Here is a 14,645-nt window from a genome sequence, read left to right on the forward strand (position 1 = left end):
GGACAGAGCCTAACGAGTGGCGCAGGTGCCGCCGGTACAGCCCGGAGGGTCGTAGATCCACCCGATGCCCGGCTCGTACTCCCACCCGTCGATCCTGCGGAACGGCTCGCCGTTCCCCTGGCCGCCCCGCCACCAGGCGGCGGCGAGCACCGCGCCCCGGGCCAGCCGGGCCCCGGCCGGCGTGCTCAGCCGGTGGGCCAGCGGACGGTGCTGCCGCAGCGCCCACAGCACGACGATCCACGCGGCGGTGTCCCGGTAGACCTGCCCCGCGTCCCCGACCACGGTCACCTCGTCGAGGGTGGCCCGGTGGTCGAGGTCCGGGAAGCGCCTGCGGGCCTCGGCCGAACCCGCCGGCACCAGCTCCAGCGGCACCAGCTGCGGCTGCCGCCCGAGCCAGTCGCGCAGGTGGGTGCAGAGGCCGCACTCGGCGTCGTAGAGGACGGTGAGCCCGTGGACCGGGACGCGCGCGGCGCCCCGGTCGGCGGTCGCGGTCACGGCGCTCACGCCCCGGCCGCCGGTGCGGTCCAGCCCTGCGGGGGGACCGGCGGGAGCTGTTCCCGCTCCATCATCCCGCGGCGCCTGATCCGGTTGAGCACGTAGACGTTGCCGAGGTGCATCACGCCGAGCACCAGCAGCACGACCCCGAGCTTGGCGGACAGCGCCTCGAAGATGCCCCGGGTGTCCTCGACCGTGTCGCTGGTGTGCAGGTAGAGCGCGACGAAGCCGAGGTTGACCAGGTAGAAGCCGACGACCAGGAGGTGGTTGACGGCGTCGGCCAGCTGCTCGTTGCCGTGCAGGACGTCGGAGAGGAAGATCCGGCCGTTGCGGCTGAGCGTGCGGGCCACCCAGATGGTCAGACCGATGCTGACGAGCAGGTAGATGATGTAGGCGATGACCGTGCGGTCCATGCCCCACCCCTTCTTGAACGCGTTCAAAACGCTGACAGAGGTGACTGTAGACCTGCTTTTGAACACGTTCAACTCTGGGGTGGAGTGACCCCGTTCACGCGCGCCGGGCCAGCTCCGGGCGCTTGGCGTAGTCGGTGAAGCCGATGATGTTCCCCCAGGGGTCGGCGACCTCGACGGTCCAGCCGGTGGCCACGGAGAACGGCTCGTCGAGCACCGCGATCCCGGCCTCCTTGAGCCGCCGGGCCGCGGCCCGCGCGTCCGGCACCTCCAGCCACACGCGCGGCGACGCCCACACCGCCGGGCGGTGCCCCAGCCCCTCCTCGGCCCGCAGCAGGATCCCGGGCGTCTCGTCCCCGACCTTCAGCAGGGCGATCCCGCCCTCGTCGAACCGGAACCCGACCGTGAACCCGGCCCGCTCGTAGAAGGCGACGGCGTCCGCGAGCCTCCCGACGGGCATCACCACGTTGTCGAACCCGAGCAGTTCGTACGACTCGTCATCTGACATGCAGTCAGATTAGGTCTCGGTCGGCGGAACCCGCCCCGGACCGCTCGCGGAGGCGGCGAGGCGACCACTCGTTCGGGCGAGGCGGCCCGCCGAAGGCGATCAGCGAGCGCCCCGGCCCACGACCGCCCGGCGGCACGACAAGGGCCCCGCCCGGTGCGGAACCGGAAGCGGGGCACAGATCGTCCTTGGCGGACGGATCAGAAGCGGCGCGTGATCAGCGCCCGCTTCACCTCCTGGATCGCCTTGGTGACCTCGATGCCGCGCGGGCAGGCGTCCGTGCAGTTGAAGGTCGTGCGGCAGCGCCAGACGCCGTCGCGGTCGTTCAGGATCTCCAGGCGCTGCTCGCCCGCCTCGTCACGGCTGTCGAAGATGAAGCGGTGCGCGTTGACGATGGCGGCCGGACCGAAGTACTGGCCGTCGTTCCAGAAGACCGGGCACGAGGACGTGCAGGCCGCGCAGAGGATGCACTTCGTGGTGTCGTCGAAGCGCTCGCGGTCCTCGGCCGACTGCAGCCGCTCCCGCGTGGGCTCGTTCGTGTCCTTCGTGACGAGGAAGGGCATGACGTCCCGGTACGCCTGGAAGAACGGCTCCATGTCGACCACGAGGTCCTTCAGGACCGTCAGGCCCTTGATGGGCTCGACCGTGATCGGCTTCTCGGGGTTGATGTCCTTGATCAGGGTCTTGCAGGCGAGGCGGTTCTTGCCGTTGATCCGCATCGCGTCCGAGCCGCAGATGCCGTGCGCGCAGGAGCGGCGGAAGGTCAGCGTGCCGTCGATGTCCCACTTGATCTTGTGGAGGCCGTCGAGGACGCGCTCCTTCGGGTCGATCTCCAGCTGGAAGTCTTCCCAGACCGCGTCCGCGGAGACCTCCGGGTTGAAGCGGCGGACCCGGAAGGTGACCGTGATGTACGGGGAGTCGGCGAAGCCGGGCTCGGGGGCCGCGTCCGCCTTCTCCAGGGTCGGAGTTGCCATCAGTACTTACGCTCCATCGGCTGGTAGCGGGTCTGGACGACCGGCTTGTAATCGAGACGGATGGACTCGGCGCCGTCGTCGCCCACCTCGCGGTACGCCATGGTGTGGCGCATGAAGTTGACGTCGTCGCGGTTGGGGTAGTCCTCGCGGTAGTGACCGCCGCGGGACTCCTTGCGGGCCAGCGCGGAGACCGCCATGACCTCGGCGAGGTCGAGCAGGTTGCCCAGCTCGATGGCCTCAAGCAGGTCCGTGTTGAACCGCTTGCCCTTGTCCTGGACCGAGACGTTCTTGTAGCGCTCGCGCAGCTCCGCGATCTTCTCGACCGCCGTCTTGATCGTCTGCTCGGTGCGGAACACCATGACGTTGGCGTCCATGGTCTCCTGCAGCTCCCGGCGGAGCGTGGCGACCCGCTCGTTGCCCGTCGAGGAGCGCAGCTGCTCGATCTGGGAGACGACGAACTCGGCCGGGTTCTCAGGGAGTTCCACGAAGTCGTGACGGTGCGCGTACTCGGCGGCCGCGATGCCCGCCCGGCGGCCGAACACGTTGATGTCGAGCAGCGAGTTGGTGCCGAGGCGGTTGGCGCCGTGCACCGACACGCAGGCGACCTCGCCGGCCGCGTACAGGCCCGGCACGACGGTGGTGTTGTCGCTGAGGACCTCACCCTCGACGTTGGTCGGGATGCCGCCCATGGCGTAGTGCGCGGTGGGCTGGATCGGGATCGGGTCCGTGTACGGCTCGATGCCGAGGTAGGTGCGCGCGAACTCGGTGATGTCCGGGAGCTTCGCGTCCAGCTGCTCCGGCGGGAGGTGGGTGAGGTCGAGGTAGACGTGGTCGCCCTCGGGGCCGCAGCCGCGGCCCTCCCGGATCTCCGTGTAGATGGAGCGGGAGACGACGTCGCGGGAGGCGAGGTCCTTCATGACCGGCGCGTACTTCTCCATGAAGCGCTCGCCGTCCTTGTTGCGGAGGATGCCGCCCTCACCGCGGGCGCCCTCCGTCAGCAGGATGCCCATGCGCCAGATGCCGGTCGGGTGGAACTGGAAGAACTCCATGTCCTCCAGCGGCAGCCCGCGCCGGTACACGGCCGCCTGGCCGTCGCCGGTCAGCGTGTGCGCGTTCGACGTCACCTTGAAGAACTTGCCGCAGCCGCCGGAGGCGTAGATGACGGCCTTCGCCTGGAAGACGTGGATCTCGCCGGTCGCGAGCTCGTACGCGACCACGCCCGCCGACTTCTTGACGCCGTCGACCTCGGTGATCAGCTGGTCCAGGACGTAGAACTCGTTGAAGAACTCCACGCCCTCCTTGACGCAGTTCTGGTACAGCGTCTGGAGGATCATGTGGCCGGTGCGGTCGGCCGCGTAGCAGGACCGGCGGACCGGGGCCTCGCCGTGGTTGCGGCTGTGACCGCCGAACCGGCGCTGGTCGATGGTGCCGTTCGGCGTCCGGTTGAACGGCAGGCCCATCTTCTCCAGGTCGAGGACGGCGTCGATGGCCTCCTTCGCCAGGATCTCGGCGGCGTCCTGGTCGACCAGGTAGTCACCGCCCTTGACCGTGTCGAAGGTGTGCCACTCCCAGTTGTCCTCCTCCACGTTGGCCAGCGCGGCGGCCATGCCGCCCTGAGCGGCGCCCGTGTGGGAGCGGGTGGGGTAGAGCTTGGTCAGGACCGCGGTGCGGCTGCGCTTCGTCGACTCGATGGCCGCGCGCATGCCCGCGCCGCCGGCGCCGACGATGACGGTGTCGTACTTGTGGATCTTCATGATTCTCGCAGCCCCGTGCCTAGCGGATGTTCGGGTCGAAGGTGAAGATCACCAGCGAGCCCAGCAGGATGGTGAACACCGTGGCCGTGTAGAGCAGGCCCTTGAGCCACAGCCGGGTGTTCGCGCGCTCCGCGTAGTCGTTGATGATCGTGCGCAGGCCGTTGGCGCCGTGCAGCATCGCGAGCCACAGCATCAGCAGGTCCCAGACCTGCCAGAAGGGGCTCGCCCAGCGGCCGGCCACGAACGCGAAGCCGATCTTCGACACGCCGCCGTCGAGCACCAGCTGGATCAGCAGGTGGCCGAGGACCAGCACGACGAGCACGACACCGGACAGGCGCATGAACAGCCAGGCGGCCATCTCGAAGTTGCCGCGGGTGGAGCGCGGGGTCTTCTTGGTGCGCTTGCGCGGGGCCTCGATGAGGGGGGCTGGGTTGTCCACGCTGAAGACGGGGGCGCCCTCGACGGGGCCGACGCCGGCGGCGGGGGATTCAGTGGTCGACATCTGCGTCAGCTCCCGAACAGGACACGAGCGGCGTGGCCGAGAACGGGGTAAACGGCCCCGGCCATCAGGACGACCCAGACACCGACGACCGTCCAGAGCATCTGCTTCTGGTAGCGCGGGCCCTTCGACCAGAAGTCGACGGCGATGACGCGCAGGCCGTTGAGGGCGTGGAAGAGGATGGCGGCGACGAGGCCGTACTCCAGCAGTGCGACGATCGGCGTCTTGTACGTGGCTACGACCTTGTCGTAGTCCTCGGGGGAGACGCGGACGAGAGCGGTGTCCAGCACGTGAACGAACAGGAAGAAGAAAATGAGGACGCCGGTGACTCGGTGAGCCACCCAGGACCACATTCCTTCCCGGCCGCGGTACAGCGTTCCAGCCGGCACGGAAGTCCCTCCGGGAGCGGGGTATCGGGGCCGCGCCGGCTTGTGGGTGTCGGTCGGGCCCGGCCGGGTACGGTCCACCGGCCCCCTGCATGTTAGCCAGCCGCCGCTGGGGGCTTTACGGGGGGCCTACCTTGTGTGATCAAACTGGCACCGGACGGGCTACAAAAGATCGGTTTTGTGGGGGTGGGGGCTTGTCAGACGCCGGGTGCGCCGCCGCGGGGGCTGGTCGCGCCCCGTGGCGGAGCCGCTGAGGAACACTGCCCCGCGCCCCTGAGCCGCTCGGCCAGCCGTCCCCTCGCCAGGCGCCGGAGTTCTTCCGCGACCACTGCGCGTTCCTCTTCCGGATCGTTTGTCCACCGGGACTGGATGCCCTCCAGGACGCGGTCCACGGTCTCCTCGGGCGGTGTGTCCCCCAGATAGATGACGAACGCGTGCCCGAATTTCGCCTCGTACGTCGCGTGCGCCGCGCTCAGCGCTGTGCGGGCGGCCCCGTAGGTGCCGTCAGGCACCCGCGGCAGACGCTCGCCCGCCAGGGCCTCCGCGAGGTCGCCCGGGGACAGGTCGTACGCCGCCTCGTCCGCCGCGGCCAGGAGGGACTCCACGTCGGGGTAGGGGCGGTGGTCGGCGATGCGGCGGCACCAGCGCGGGCTGTGCAGGCAGCGCAGGAGGAGTGCGCCGGCCTCGTGGTCGGGGGCGGCGTTGAACGCGTCCAGCGGGGCGGGAAGAGGGGGCAGACGGTGGGCGGGCAGCGTGGGTCCTCGCGTCACGGGCGGTGTGGCAGGGGATGCTGTGAGAGAAGTGTCGTCGACGTTATCGATGACGTTCACGGTGTGTCCGATGGTTGCCTGAGTTTCACCCGAACGGGAGAGTTTCGGACGGGGTCGATGACGGACGTGAGGGTGCCGCGTCGTAGGTTGGAGCCGTGAGCCAGCACAGGCGCGGGCCGACGGCACGGCAGGGGGCGCGGAGGCGGGCGGTGGTGATCGCCGCGGCCTTCGCCGGGACCGTCGCGCTCGGTACCGGCCTCGGCGTGTGGGCCTCCTCGGGCGGCGGGAGCGGCGCCGGCGCGGCCCGGCAGCCCTCCGCCAGCGCACCGGCCTCGTCCGCGGGGCGCTCCGGTGCGGCCACCCCCGCGCCCACGCCGACGCGCAGCTACCCCCTCTCCCAGGCCCCCCGCACCATCCCCGCCGTCCGCTCCCACACCGCCGCCCGCGGCCCCGGCTGGCGGCCGCGGCCGGGCGGCCGGGTCGTGGTGAGCAACGCGGCGCTGGCCGACGAGGGGCGGCTGACGGCGGGCGAGCTGGGGCTGTCGTACGCCGGACAGAAGGGGGCGGACGACGACGTCCGGCCCGGCGACCTGCGGCTCGACCTCGGCGGCGCCGGGGACCCGGAGTCGTACACCATGACCGTCGGCGGCGGGACGGTCCGGATCAGCGGGCCCGGTGACGCGGGCGTCTTCTACGGCACCCGGACGCTGAAGCAGGAGGTGCACGGCGGCGGTACGGCCCCGGAGGGGGTCGTGAAGGACGCACCGGCCAAGCCGCAGCGCGGGTTCATGCTGGACATCGCCCGCAAGCCGTTCACCGCGGGCTGGGTGGAGGCCCGGATACGAGAACTCGGCGACCTGAAGTTCAACCAGCTCGGGCTGCACTTCTCCGACGACCAGGGCTTCCGGATCGAGTCGGACACCCACCCCGAGATCGTCTCCCGGGACCACCTGACCAAGGCCCAGGTGAAGGAGATCGTCGCGCTCGCCGCCGCCCGGCACATCCAGGTCGTGCCGGAGATCGACTCGCCCGGCCACCTCGGCGCCGTCCTCGCCGCCCACCCGGAGCTGCAACTGCGCAACGCGCAGGGCGTGGCCACCAGGGGTGCCGTCGACATCTCCGAGGACGCCGCGGCGAAGCTCGTGGACGACCTGCTCGGCGAGTACGCCGACCTGTTCCCCGGCTCCTACTGGAACCTCGGCGGCGACGAGTACCAGGCCCTGACCGTCGCCGACCCGGAGGCCTCCTACCCGCAGCTCGCGGCGGCCGCCCGGCGGGAGTACGGCTCCCGCGCCACCGTCGCCGACCTCACCACCGGCTGGCTGAACGCCCGCGCCGACACCGTCCGCGCCCACGAGCGGACCATGCGGGCGTGGAACGACGGCTTCCTGCGCGGCGCCGCCGCCGAGCAGCCCGCCGAAGACCTCCAGGTCGCCTACTGGACCGGCAAGGAGAACGGCGCCCGGCAGCCCGTGGAGTACCTGAGGGCGGGCCGCAAGGTCCTCAACTACAACGACGAGTACCTGTACTACGTCCTCGGCGAGCCCAACACCTTCGTCTACCCGACCGGGCAGCGGATCTACGAGCAGTGGATCCCGCGCATGCTGCGCGGCACCTCGGCCGTGGCCGCGCGGTACGAACCCCAGGTCCTCGGCGGCTCCTTCGCCGTCTGGTGCGACCTCGCCGACTCCCAGACCCAGGACCAGGTGGCGGCCGGCATCCGGATGCCGCTGCGGGCCACCATCGAGAAGCTCTGGGACCCGGAGGTCACCCCGGCGACGTCCTGGACGCAGTTCAAGGCGCTCGCGAACAGCCTGGGCTGACACGGAATCACGGTCGGCGTGCGGGTTCCGTGCGGCGTCCTCGGGGACACCGTCCTGAGCAGCGCCCGCCGCCCCCACTGCGCCCGCCGCCCCCACTGCGCCCGCCGCCCCCACTGCGCCGCCGCGCCCGGCCGCCGCCGCGTGCCACCGCCGCGCCGCGCCCCGCGCGCCGGTCCCCACTGCGCCGCCGCGCCCGGCCGCGGGCCTGTGTCACCGCCGCGCCGCGCCTCGCGCGCCGGTCCCCACTGCGCCGCCGCGCCCGGCCGCCGCCGCGCCGCACCCCGCGCGCCGTTGGCTGAAAACGTCCTATTCGGACTCCGCCGCCACCTGGGTGTCCCGCCTGTGTGACACTGCCGTACGGTCGCACGCAGTTAGGGAAAATGCGCGCTCCGCGCAAGTGGGGCCTTGGTATGTACCGTTTCTGGGAGGCGTGGGATGAGCCTGGTGGAGCTGATCGCTCAGGCCGATGAACGCGGACTGGCTGCCAGCGGGTTGGCCTGTTTGGATCGGTGCGTGCCGCTGCTGGGCGGGGACGACCTGGTGCTGCGGCCCCTCTGGGCGAGCCTCGCCGACGGCTCCGACTGGAGCGTGGGACTGCAGAAGGCGCGCGGCGCGCTCGGCGCCGGCGAGGAGACCGGCGCGCCGGCGGGCGAGGCGGCCGGCGAGGCCGAGGCGCTCGCCCGGCGGATGCTGGACGCCGCGCCCGAGTCGCAGGAGGCCGCCGGCATCCGGCTGTGGGCCGACGCCTGCTCTGTCGCCTCGCTGCAGATCCACCGGCTCCTCGACCCCGCCGAGGACGCGGCACCCTCGGTCGACACCCGCCGGGAGGGCGGCACGGACGGCATGTCCCCGCTGGTCGCCGCCGAACTGCGCCGCCAGGTCACGGTGCTGGAACTGCTCGCCGAGCACGGCCCGGCCGGGCTGCGACGCGCGCTGGACGTCTCCACCGAGGGCCGCCGGGTCCTGCGCGCGGTCGTCTCCCGCCGGGCCCGCGGACGCGGGTGAGCAGGGGCGGTGGCAAACGCGGGCGCGGGTGAGCGGGGGCGGTGGCGAACGCGGGCCGTCGTGCACGCGGGCCGGGGTGAACGCGGGTCCGGGTGAACCATTCGTGAGGGCGGTGGGCGGGTCCTGCGCCGGTTGCCGGCGCACCCCCGTAACTGGGTGACGAAACCACCGTCGGCCTCGCTCTTGCCTGTGTGACAGCCCACGACGAGACACTCCGTGACGGGACGACAGCACCGCACCGGACCAGGCCGCACGCCGCCGCCAGACCCGCCCGGTGGGCGTCGGACGCGGTGGCCATGATGCGCGAGGGCGCGCGGGTCCGGCTCGACTACTCGGCCCAGAGTCTGTGGCGGGTCGACCGCATGGTCGAGGAGATACGCCGGGAGGACGCGCCGTACGACGCCGTGCGGGAGACGCTGCGCGGTCTCGGGGCCTACGCCGGCGAGGTGATCGTCCGGCACACCGGCGCCGAGTGGTGGGCGTCCGGCGGCGACCACTGGATCCGCACCCCCGACGGCCGCCTGTGGGACCCGATCGACGAGGCCCGGCGGTGTTACGGCGGCCACGGCTCGCTGCGCCTGCTGTGCCGGGACGCGCTGGACGCGGTGGGCGGCTCGGCAAAAACACGGCAATAGGAGACGCGGGCGTTCCCAGGCGGCCGGTGCCGGAGCACGGTTGGCCCATGGCCGACAACCGTCGCCGGTGGGCCCTCGTCCTCATCGCGCTGGCCCAGCTGATGGTCGTGCTCGACATGACCATCGTCAACATCGCGCTTCCCTCCGCCCGGATCGCCCTGCACATGTCCGACGGCAACCGGGTGGGGGTCCCCCCACGCCCTTAAGGCAGTGGGGGAGGGTGATCACCGCCTACACGCTCGCCTCCGGCGGACTGCTGCTGCTCGGCGGCCGGGTCGCCGACCTCGCGGGACGCAAGATCGCGTTCATGACCGGCCTGGTCGGCTTCAACGTGGCCACCTGGTGGGCGATGGCCGCGCTGCTGCTGGGCGCGCTGATCGCCGGCGTGGTGGTGAACGCGGACCGGGCCCCCACCCCGCAGACAGCGCCGGAGCGGAGGCCCGAACCGGTGGACTCGGCCACCTGACGGACTACTTGAGGTACACGAGGCCGTCCGTCGTGATCGTCGGGCGGCCGCTGGTACCGACCACCACGATCTTCACGGTGTGCTTGGCACTGGACGACCAGGTCTTCGTCCAGATCGCCTGGCGGTAGGAGGCCGTCGCCGACTTCAGGTCCACGGTCGCGACCTTGGTGCCGTCGACGTACACGTACGCCTGACCCGAGGTCGACGCGCGGCTGACCACCCAGGCGGCGGACCGGCCGGTGAAGGTCCAGCTCAGGCTCGCGCCCTTGGCACCGCTGGAGTACGACTTGCCGCCCAGGTAGCTGGTGGACGCCCGGGTCGTCCAGGTACCGGACTTGACGGCCGAGGTCTCCTGGAGGATCACCGGGGTGAAGGACGGCGACGAGGTACGGGTGTTGCCCGCGTAGTCGGACGCCTTCATCGACCAGGTGGACGCGGTGCCGGGCTTGGCGGTGCTGCTGGAGCTGGTGGTGGTCGGGCCGAACGTGGCCGTGGTCGGGGACAGCAGGCTCACCGACCTCAGGGCCGCGTTGTCGGTGGCCTTCCAGCCGAGGGTGACCGGGGCGGCGGTGGTGCTGACAGTGCCGGTGCGCAGCGAGAGCTGCGGCGCGGTGGTGAAGGTGGGCGCGGTGGTGTCGGCGACGACGGTCAGTGCCGCGGTCGTCGTGGTGCTGCCGGACTGGTGCACGGCCCGGACGGCCACGGTGTGGCTGCCCGCGACGAGCGTGGCGCCCACCGAGTGCGCCGGTCCGGGGGCGGTGGCGGCGACCTTGCCGTCCACCAGCACCTCGAACCTCGAGATCAGCGAACCGGGCGTGGTCGTGGACCAGTTCGCGGTGATCGCGCCCTTGGTGTAGTACGTCGAGCCGGACAGGCTCGCGCCCGACAGCGAGGTGAGCTTAAGACCCTGCACCGGACCGGCCGCCCAGACGCGCACGGTCGGCAGCTGGGGGTAGAGCGAGTTGCCGGGGCACTCGGTGTTGTAGCCGTCGCGGTGACCGGAGATCCGGTTGAAGGTGTACGCGGTACCCGCGGTGAACGAGGTGCCGAAGTAGTTGGTCTGGGTCGCGCCCGCCGTGAGCTTGACGGTGCCGGCCGGGTCGGCGCCGTACTGGCCCAGCTTCCAGGCGGCGAGACGGGCGATCGAGGTCAGCGCCGCGTCCGTGGCACCGGCCGAGGTGTAGTCACCGAGGACGGCGACACCGGCCGACTCCCGGTTCCAGCCGTAGGTGTGCGCGCCGAGCACCGGCAGGCCGACCCCGCCCTTGCGGCCCTCGAAGATCGTGCCGCACTTGTCGACGAGGAAGTTGTAGCCGATGTCGTTCCAGTGCTCGGTCTGCGTGTGGTAGGCGTAGATGCTCCGGACGATCGCCGGGGATTCCTCGCACGTGTAGTCGTTGGCGCCGTCCGTGTGGTGGACGAAGACGGCCTTCACGTCCGCGTTGTAGTCCGACGGGTCCGGGCTCAGCGACTCGTCGGCGCCCCAGCCGGCCCGCGAGACGATCGGCGGTTCGGGCACCGTGGACGGGGGCGCGGTGGGTGTCGAGACCGACGGGCTCGGGGACGCGCTGCCCGTCGGGCCGGTGGACGCGGAGCTGCTCGGGGAGGCCGGGACCGACCCGGTCGGCGTCACGGACTCGCTGGGCGACGCGGAGTCCGCCGGGGAAGCCGGATCGCCGGGGCCGGTGGGGGCGCCGGAGTCGGTGGGTGACGCCGATTCGGCCGGGGAAGCGGCGCCGCCGGGCGATGCGGAGTCCGCCGGCGAGGCGCTGTCGCCCGGGGTGCCGTCCGCCACGAACGCGGCCGGTTCCGCCCGGGTCTCCGCGGTGGTCGCCACGCCGGGGTCGACCAGGTTCACCTGGAGCCCCTTCGGCAGGCCGGCGTCGGCGGAGCCCTTTCCGTGGCGGACCTGGACCTGCACGCCGTCGGAGGGACCCACCCAGAGCGGCTCGGACGCGCCGCGGGCGTCGGGGCCGGCCTCCGGGTCCTCCAGCGGGTCGGCCGCCTCCAGATCGTGCCAGGCGCTCCACTTGCCGCTCTCGACGCTCCGGGTGCGCACCTGGGCCGTACCGTGCAGCCGCTTCGCCGCACCCGTCCAGGAGACGCCGAGCAGCGAGAACTGCCGGGTGTGCGTGCGGGGCAGCTCCCGCGTGCCGTCCGCGGCGGCCTTCAGCCCCAGGTCGTAGACCTTCACCGGCCGCTTGGCCTGCACGCCGGTCCCGTGCCCGGACGGAACGGCGACCGCGTAGGTCACCACACCCCCGCCGCCCAGCACCACGGCCCCGAGCGTCAGCCACGCCCGCCGCCGCACGTTCAACGGTCTGTACGCACGCATTCCGCGTGGACTCACTCGTCCCCACCCCTAGAAAAGACCCTCGCTGTCATGTCTGGCACAACAGTCACACATGTCACGCTCAGATACAGCGCGTTCTCCTGACCGAACGTCACACACCAGCCACCGACGAGCGCTCGCGGGCTCCGCGGGGCGCGGATCGCGTCGCCGGACGAGGCCAAGGCGCACGCGCGGGAAAGCCCCTGCGGGCGCGCCGCGGTCTGCTGAGGGACGGCCGTCGGTGTCTGGCCGGACCGGTCGGCGGCCTGGGCCGGAACCGGGGCAACGGCCGGGGCCGCCACCCCCCACAGGAGAGGCCCCGGCCGTCGCGCGGTACGGACCGCGCGGCGGCCCGTACTCTGTTCAGCGCCATGACTGCGTTTTCTGTCACACCTCGGGGCGTCACGAGTCAGTTGCGCTTTGTGCAGACATGGACGCCGAGCGGTTTCAGGTCGTAACGTGCAGTTCGCGCCGGGCCGCGGGGGACGCATGACCACCGCAACGATCTGCGGTCCCGAACACCGCAACCATCAATCGAGGAAACACGACGGCGACGACCACGACCGCGCGAGCGGTGCCGGTTGAGGCGCACAGTAGGGAACACACGGGTGCTGGGGGACGACGCGGAGCTGACTGCCGCGGTGCGTGCGGCACAGGGCGGGGACGAGACCGCGTTCCGCATCGTCTATCGCGCGGTCCAGCCACGCCTGCTCGGATACGTCCGGACACTGGTCGGCGACCCGGACGCCGAGGACGTCGCCTCCGAGGCCTGGCTCCAGATCGCCCGCGACCTCGACCGGTTCAGCGGTGACGCGGACCGGTTCCGCGGCTGGGCCGCCCGGATCGCCCGCAACCGTGCCCTCGACCACATACGGATGCGCGGCCGCCGCCCCGCGATCGGCGGCGACGAGACCGAACTCACCGGCCGGCCCGCCGACTCGGACACCGCGGGTGAGGCCATCGAGGCGCTGACCACCGACTCCACCCTCTCCCTCATCGCCCGGCTGCCCCAGGACCAGGCCGAGGCCGTCGTCCTCCGGGTCGTCATGGGACTCGACGCCAAGACCGCCGCCGAGACCCTCGGCAAACGCGCCGGGGCCGTGCGGACGGCAGCCCACCGGGGGCTCAGGAGACTCGCGGAACTGCTGGGCGCCGACGCCGAGGCGACGGGCGTCCTCGACGCGCTCCCGCCCCAGCGAGAACCGGATACCCGTGCGGTGACGTCCGCCAGTGTGACGCATATGCGTTCGCGGACGCAGAAGGACATGTGATGGCCGACGAGCAGTACACGTGGCTGAACCGAGCGACGGCGGACCGTCTGCTGCGCGGTGAGTCGCTCGAAGCTGTCGACGCCTCCGCCCGTGACCAGGCAGAACGCCTCGCCGACGCGCTCGGCGCGCTCTCCGCGCAGGCCACGCCGGCCACCGCCGAACTCCCCGGTGAGGAAGCCGCGGTGGCTGCCTTCCGCAAAGCGCGCGAATCCGCCGAGGACGCCCGGACCGCCGAGGGCACGTGGCCCGGTGGGCGTGGGCGGGGCGCCGACGCGGGTCTCTTCCGCATCGGCGCCGGTGCCCGGTCGGCCAGGGCCCCCCGCTGGGGCCGCCCCGCACGGCTCGGCCTCGCCGCCGCGCTGGCCGCGGGCATGCTCGGCGGGGTCGCGGTGGCCGCCGGCACCGGGGTGCTGCCGACGCCGTTCGACGACAACCGTCCCGGCCCGGCCGCCTCCGTCTCGGCCGCCGGCACCCCGGCACGTCCGCCGGGTTCGCAGTCGCCCGAGTCCCTGCTCGGCGGCGAGACCGGCACGCCCACCGGCGGTGCCGGGTCCGGCGGCTCCGGGCAGCCCGCGCCCGATCCGTCCGGCGGGCCGGGGAACCGGGGCACCGCCATCCCCGGCACCCAGGCCGGCGGGTGGAGCGGCGCGCTCGGCTCCTGCCGCGCCGTGCGGGACGGCAAGCCGCTGGGCGCCCAGCGCAAGCACGCGCTGGAGGGCCTGGCGGGCGGCGCCGACCGGGTGAACACCTTCTGCAAGGCCGTCCTCGGCACCGGGCCGAACGGCAAGGACGGCGGCTTCGGAGACGACAAGGACGGCGACGGCAAGGGCTGGAGCCGCCGGAACGACGGCCACGGCGGCCGGGGTGACGGCAACGGCCGGGGCGGCGACGAGGGCCGGCCCGGCAAGGGCGGCGGCTCGGGCGGTGGCGGGGGCAACGACCACCACCAGGACGGCGCCGCCAGCCCCGAGCCGACCGGCTTCACCTCCCTGCTGCCGAACGGGTCCGTCTCGCCCAGCCCCACGTACAGCGCCCTGTGACCTTTGCGCACCGCTGTGACCTGCGGTTTTGAAAATCGCTGAACTTCCTTCCCGCAGGGTGTGACGTTTTCGGCGGCGCTGACGCAGTACTGAGTGAGCCGACTGGTCATCGGCCGTCGCACAGAGCCGGGGTTCCCCCCGTACCTGCGGCTCGTGCATCGGCGCGGGGGGGGCGCCGTGCCCCCCGGCCCCCCCCCCCCCCCCCCGCCCCTAGCGCAACACGCGGACACGACCCGGTGGGCCCGGGGGACCCGGGGCCACAAAACGCCGGAAGCCGCCC

General features: G+C 72.4%; 14 protein-coding genes and 1 pseudogene. 6 read left to right on the top strand and 9 right to left on the bottom strand.

Going from position 1 to position 14,645, the window contains the following annotated elements; all coding sequences use genetic code 11:
* Nucleotides 1–9: 9 nt before the first annotated feature.
* The 8 genes from AB0M11_RS03865 to AB0M11_RS03900 all read right to left on the bottom strand — a co-directional run bounded on the left by AB0M11_RS03865 (nt 10) and on the right by AB0M11_RS03900 (nt 5,793).
* Nucleotides 10–495, bottom strand: coding sequence for a DCC1-like thiol-disulfide oxidoreductase family protein (locus tag AB0M11_RS03865; protein ID WP_365701010.1), 486 nt, complete (start codon nt 493–495; stop codon nt 10–12).
* Nucleotides 496–500: 5 nt separating this feature from the next.
* The gene (locus AB0M11_RS03870) at nt 501–908 is read right to left on the bottom strand and encodes a hypothetical protein (protein WP_365700970.1); all 408 of its coding nucleotides are present in this window, start codon (nt 906–908) and stop codon (nt 501–503) included.
* 94 nt (nt 909–1,002) lie between these two features.
* Nucleotides 1,003–1,413 carry a VOC family protein gene (locus AB0M11_RS03875; RefSeq protein WP_365700972.1) on the bottom strand — a complete coding sequence of 137 codons (411 nt, stop codon included), beginning with the start codon at nt 1,411–1,413 and terminating at the stop codon, nt 1,003–1,005.
* A gap of 197 nt (nt 1,414–1,610) precedes the next feature.
* The gene (locus AB0M11_RS03880) at nt 1,611–2,384 is read right to left on the bottom strand and encodes a succinate dehydrogenase iron-sulfur subunit (RefSeq protein WP_365700974.1); all 774 of its coding nucleotides are present in this window, start codon (nt 2,382–2,384) and stop codon (nt 1,611–1,613) included.
* The gene (gene sdhA / locus AB0M11_RS03885) at nt 2,384–4,138 is read right to left on the bottom strand and encodes a succinate dehydrogenase flavoprotein subunit (protein WP_365700976.1); all 1,755 of its coding nucleotides are present in this window, start codon (nt 4,136–4,138) and stop codon (nt 2,384–2,386) included. The genes AB0M11_RS03880 and sdhA overlap by 1 nt, the downstream gene beginning before the upstream one ends.
* 19 nt (nt 4,139–4,157) lie before the next feature.
* On the bottom strand, nt 4,158–4,640 hold the full coding sequence (locus AB0M11_RS03890) for a succinate dehydrogenase hydrophobic membrane anchor subunit (protein WP_365700978.1): 483 nt from the start codon (nt 4,638–4,640) through the stop codon (nt 4,158–4,160).
* 5 nt (nt 4,641–4,645) lie between these two features.
* Nucleotides 4,646–5,026 carry a succinate dehydrogenase, cytochrome b556 subunit gene (sdhC, locus tag AB0M11_RS03895; RefSeq protein ID WP_071659649.1) on the bottom strand — a complete coding sequence of 127 codons (381 nt, stop codon included), beginning with the start codon at nt 5,024–5,026 and terminating at the stop codon, nt 4,646–4,648.
* Between the two features lie 194 nt (nt 5,027–5,220).
* Nucleotides 5,221–5,793: a 2-oxo-4-hydroxy-4-carboxy-5-ureidoimidazoline decarboxylase gene (locus AB0M11_RS03900; protein WP_365700980.1), complete on the bottom strand. Its 573-nt coding sequence runs from the start codon at nt 5,791–5,793 to the stop codon at nt 5,221–5,223.
* A gap of 155 nt (nt 5,794–5,948) precedes the next feature.
* On the opposite strand from AB0M11_RS03900, the gene AB0M11_RS03905 reads away from it, so the two are divergent.
* The 4 genes and pseudogenes from AB0M11_RS03905 to AB0M11_RS03920 all read left to right on the top strand — a co-directional run.
* Nucleotides 5,949–7,616, top strand: coding sequence for a glycoside hydrolase family 20 protein (locus AB0M11_RS03905; protein WP_365700982.1), 1,668 nt, complete (start codon nt 5,949–5,951; stop codon nt 7,614–7,616).
* Between the two features lie 435 nt (nt 7,617–8,051).
* Entirely contained in the window at nt 8,052–8,621 is a 570-nt protein-coding gene (locus AB0M11_RS03910; protein WP_365700984.1) for a hypothetical protein, read from the top strand.
* Between the two features lie 191 nt (nt 8,622–8,812).
* On the top strand, nt 8,813–9,256 hold the full coding sequence (locus AB0M11_RS03915; protein WP_365700986.1) for a hypothetical protein: 444 nt from the start codon (nt 8,813–8,815) through the stop codon (nt 9,254–9,256).
* Between the two features lie 47 nt (nt 9,257–9,303).
* A pseudogene (locus AB0M11_RS03920) lies at nt 9,304–9,596 on the top strand (hypothetical protein); the annotation flags it as partial.
* A 130-nt stretch (nt 9,597–9,726) separates the two neighbouring features.
* Here AB0M11_RS03920 and AB0M11_RS03925 read toward each other — a convergent pair.
* A complete protein-coding gene (locus tag AB0M11_RS03925; protein ID WP_365700988.1) occupies nt 9,727–12,057 on the bottom strand; it encodes an N-acetylmuramoyl-L-alanine amidase in 2,331 nt (776 codons plus the stop codon).
* 605 nt (nt 12,058–12,662) lie between these two features.
* Here AB0M11_RS03925 and AB0M11_RS03930 point away from each other — a divergent pair.
* The gene (locus AB0M11_RS03930; protein ID WP_365700990.1) at nt 12,663–13,325 is read left to right on the top strand and encodes an RNA polymerase sigma factor; all 663 of its coding nucleotides are present in this window, start codon (nt 12,663–12,665) and stop codon (nt 13,323–13,325) included.
* Nucleotides 13,325–14,365, top strand: coding sequence for a hypothetical protein (locus AB0M11_RS03935; protein WP_365700992.1), 1,041 nt, complete (start codon nt 13,325–13,327; stop codon nt 14,363–14,365). Before AB0M11_RS03930 ends, AB0M11_RS03935 begins: the two co-directional genes overlap by 1 nt.
* Nucleotides 14,366–14,645 lie beyond the last annotated feature (280 nt).

Origin of the sequence: Streptomyces sp. NPDC051987, from assembly GCF_040680735.1 — a bacterium.
In the GTDB taxonomy this organism is placed as follows: domain Bacteria; phylum Actinomycetota; class Actinomycetes; order Streptomycetales; family Streptomycetaceae; genus Streptomyces.

Coding starts and splice junctions, on each gene's coding strand:
- AB0M11_RS03910 (WP_365700984.1), top strand. CDS start 8,052: ATGAGCCTGGTGGAGCTGATCGCTCAGGCCGATGAACGCGGACTGGCT.
- AB0M11_RS03935 (WP_365700992.1), top strand. CDS start 13,325: ATGGCCGACGAGCAGTACACGTGGCTGAACCGAGCGACGGCGGACCGT.
- AB0M11_RS03870 (WP_365700970.1), bottom strand. CDS start 908: ATGGACCGCACGGTCATCGCCTACATCATCTACCTGCTCGTCAGCATC.
- AB0M11_RS03875 (WP_365700972.1), bottom strand. CDS start 1,413: ATGTCAGATGACGAGTCGTACGAACTGCTCGGGTTCGACAACGTGGTG.
- AB0M11_RS03880 (WP_365700974.1), bottom strand. CDS start 2,384: ATGGCAACTCCGACCCTGGAGAAGGCGGACGCGGCCCCCGAGCCCGGC.
- AB0M11_RS03890 (WP_365700978.1), bottom strand. CDS start 4,640: ATGTCGACCACTGAATCCCCCGCCGCCGGCGTCGGCCCCGTCGAGGGC.
- sdhA (WP_365700976.1), bottom strand. CDS start 4,138: ATGAAGATCCACAAGTACGACACCGTCATCGTCGGCGCCGGCGGCGCG.
- AB0M11_RS03925 (WP_365700988.1), bottom strand. CDS start 12,057: ATGCGTGCGTACAGACCGTTGAACGTGCGGCGGCGGGCGTGGCTGACG.